Raw genomic sequence first — 3,110 nt, 5'->3', positions numbered from 1 at the left:
ACTATTAGAATCTAAATTTAACTCTCTTAATAAAAGATCTAAATTTAAAGTGTCCAACCTTTTAGGATTATTTAATTTATCTAATTTTTTCACATCAAATTTATGAGACATAGAATCACACTCCTTTAAATATCAAGTGGTCTAAGCCACTTAAGACTATTATAACAATATAAGAAAAAATGAAACAGGAAATATATGAGAAGAAGTTGTACTTAAAGAAAAAGTAGAAATCTTACCATTGAAGAGAAAAGAGTGATATTATGGTAAAAAGGATAAAAGATATGAGATTGATAGTATACATTACAAGAAAGTAGAGAATTTTCAAGGAGAAATAATGAAAATTTAATAGCTAGGAAATTAGGGGGAATAGATACAAGTGAAATTAAAATTTGATAATTACTGTAAGTACTTGATTGAACAGTATAATATTAGAAATGAAGAAAAATATAAATTAGTATGGGGAGAAAATATAATTAGTGAATTTAGTATAAGTGCTGAAAGCTTAAATAAAGATTTGTGTAATACGAGGTTAAATTTTTCAAAGAAAGAATTACAAAAAAATAATGTGGATTCTTTGGAAAGTTTAGCTAATTATATGGGAATAGATTTTGATAAATTTATAGCTAAAATAGTAAATGAGGGGTTTATAAAACCACAGTCTGATACAAGAGGAAAGTCTCTTATACCAGTTTATTATTATACTATAAAAGAAATGGAGAATGAGTATAGTGAAAAAGTTAAGGTGAAAGAAGTTACAGAAGTAACGGAATCCTTCAATAAATGTATTTTTTATGCGATTATTAGTTATAAAAAAGAGTTAAAGGGGTTTGATAACAAGCTAAACATTATAAGAAAAGCATTATTTGTATGTATAGTATTAGGAATATTAAATTTGGGATTGATTCAACAATCAATGAATAATACCAATATAGTTAGTACAACACAGAGGCAAAGCATGTTACCATATTTTTCAATGATTATATTGGTGATAGTAATTATAGTACTATATTTGTTATCTAAAAATTATAAAGAAACGGAATAAAATTATTAGAATTATAAAGATAGGAGATAAAAAAATGAGACCACATCATTTGTTATGTACAATGGCTTATATAGGAAAAGGATATAATAAAGAATTTATAGAAAATATGAATAGGAAAATAAAATATTTGAAAACTGAAGATGCAAAAATAAGATTAAAAATAAAAGTAGATAGTATTTGTGAATCTTGTCCAAATAAGAAAGAAGAGAAATGTATTACAGAAAATAAAGTTAAAATAATGGATGAAAAAGTATTAAGCTATTTTAATTTAGAGGAAAAAGAATATTTTTATAAAGAAATTATAGAGGATATAAAAAGGATAATAACAAAAGAAGTTTTTGATGATATTTGTAAAGATTGCGAATGGTATAACATGGGTGTTTGTAAGGAATTGATAATAAAATAAAAGGATAAATATAGTTATTCTATATTTAAAAAATATTTATGATATGTAATAATTATATTGTAAAAGTATATTTAAAAAGGGAGATTTCAAATGAAGAAACAAAGTATAATTAAAATTATAGCAGGGGCATGTGTTATAGCAACATCAATAGGCTTTGGAGCAGTACTTGCAAATGGAAGTAAGAAAGAGGAAAAGCAAGATAAAATAGTAGAAAGTAATAGAAAAGATAATATAGAAGAGACTAGTGATGAAGACTTAGGAAGTAATAAACAAAGTGAAAATAAGGGGAATAGTGATAAAGATTTAGCTAAAGATGAGAATAAAGATAATGAAAAATTAAATAAAAATGATAGTTTGAAAAAAGAAGAAAGCAAAGAAAATGAAAAAGAATTAGTAAAAAAAGAAGAGCCAAAAGTTAATAAAGAACCTAGTACTCAAAAAAGTTCTTCAATAAAACTGAATAAGGGAGAATATTTAGAGAAAATGAATTTAGCAGAAAGTAAAGTAAATAAAATATATGAAGGAGAAGTTGAAGTTACAACTCCAGGAATGATGAGACAAGCTAGAGAATCTTTTGATATTTATGATGCTGAGCTAAATAGAATTTATAAAGCATTAAGAGAAAATTGTAGTAGTGCAAAGTTTGAAGAAATAAAAAATAATCAAATAAAATGGTTGGAAAAAAGAGATGCAGAAGGCAAAAAAGTAATAGATGATTATGCAGGAGGACGTGAAGGCGGAATAGTAGCATTAAGTAGAACAGCAGAATTAACAAAGGAAAGATGTTATTATTTGATAAATACATATATGGGTTAGTATTTAAAGAAATAGTTATTCAAAAAAAAAATAATAGTATATATTTAATGAAGTCGGCAAGAAATGCCGACTTTTATTTATTTCTATATTCTATAGGAGAAAGTCCTATAAATTTTTTGAAGGTTTTTGAGAAGTGACTAGTATCACAGTAGTAAAGTAAGTTTGAGATTTCAAGTATGGATTTTGAGGTTGTTTTTAGAAGGAGCTTGGCTCTTTCTATTTTCATTTTGTGGACGTAGTTTGTTATGGAGGTTTCCATAATATTTTTAAAGAGTGAACTTAAATATGAAGGTGAATGATTGAAGTCTTTTGCCATTTGATTTAAGGAAAAGTTATCTTCTATATGAAGATGAATGTATTTTATCATGTTGTTTACTAGGAAGTTACTTTTATTTTCTTGTCCATTTAGAGATTTGTGAATATAGGAGTCAAAGATTGAAATTTCTAATTTATGAAGTTCTTTAAGGTTTTTACAGTTTAATATATCTTTATAAATTTTTTTATAAAGGAGAAGTATGGAAGTATTGTTTGTGGTATTTTGAAGTAATCCTTTTGAAAGAAAAGCATTCCAAATAATTAGATTGTGTTTTTTTAAGTCTGTATCTATTAAAGAATTTTTTTCAAATTCTTGATGTTTTTTTATGTTTTCCATAATGGAGTTATAGTTATTGTTTTGAATTAGCATATGAAAATCTGTATCTAAAAATGGTAGATATTCGTTTAATAAAAAAGTATCTGTCATAAAAAGTCTCCTCTAAAATTAAATCTTATAGATATTATATAAAAAATATACAAAAAATACAAATAATATAAAAACATATAAAATTTGTAATGATATAATCAAAA

Annotated in this window: 4 protein-coding genes; 3 read left to right on the top strand and 1 reads right to left on the bottom strand. The window is 24.5% G+C overall.

Annotation, left to right across the window (positions count from 1 at the left end; all coding sequences use genetic code 11):
- Positions 1–376: 376 nt before the first annotated feature.
- From ACRDDY_RS04805 to ACRDDY_RS04795, 3 genes are all read left to right on the top strand, one after another.
- Positions 377–1,042 carry a hypothetical protein gene (locus ACRDDY_RS04805; protein ID WP_438563835.1) on the top strand — a complete coding sequence of 222 codons (666 nt, stop codon included), beginning with the start codon at positions 377–379 and terminating at the stop codon, positions 1,040–1,042.
- A 34-nt stretch (positions 1,043–1,076) separates the two neighbouring features.
- The gene (locus tag ACRDDY_RS04800; RefSeq protein WP_438563834.1) at positions 1,077–1,448 is read left to right on the top strand and encodes a DUF1284 domain-containing protein; all 372 of its coding nucleotides are present in this window, start codon (positions 1,077–1,079) and stop codon (positions 1,446–1,448) included.
- A 90-nt stretch (positions 1,449–1,538) separates the two neighbouring features.
- Positions 1,539–2,264 carry a lysozyme inhibitor LprI family protein gene (locus ACRDDY_RS04795; protein ID WP_438563833.1) on the top strand — a complete coding sequence of 242 codons (726 nt, stop codon included), beginning with the start codon at positions 1,539–1,541 and terminating at the stop codon, positions 2,262–2,264.
- A 73-nt stretch (positions 2,265–2,337) separates the two neighbouring features.
- On the opposite strand, the gene ACRDDY_RS04790 is transcribed toward ACRDDY_RS04795, so the two are convergent.
- Positions 2,338–3,006, bottom strand: coding sequence for a helix-turn-helix transcriptional regulator (locus ACRDDY_RS04790; protein WP_438563832.1), 669 nt, complete (start codon positions 3,004–3,006; stop codon positions 2,338–2,340).
- Between the last annotated feature and the right edge of the window lie 104 nt (positions 3,007–3,110).

It is taken from the genome of Clostridium sp., from assembly GCF_051656525.1.
Lineage (GTDB): Bacteria > Bacillota > Clostridia > Clostridiales > Clostridiaceae > Clostridium.
The sequence above is the reverse complement of the archived record's forward strand: the minus strand, read 5'-3'. Positions and strand labels throughout refer to the sequence as shown.

Coding starts and splice junctions, on each gene's coding strand:
- ACRDDY_RS04800 (WP_438563834.1), top strand. CDS start 1,077: ATGAGACCACATCATTTGTTATGTACAATGGCTTATATAGGAAAAGGA.
- ACRDDY_RS04795 (WP_438563833.1), top strand. CDS start 1,539: ATGAAGAAACAAAGTATAATTAAAATTATAGCAGGGGCATGTGTTATA.
- ACRDDY_RS04790 (WP_438563832.1), bottom strand. CDS start 3,006: ATGACAGATACTTTTTTATTAAACGAATATCTACCATTTTTAGATACA.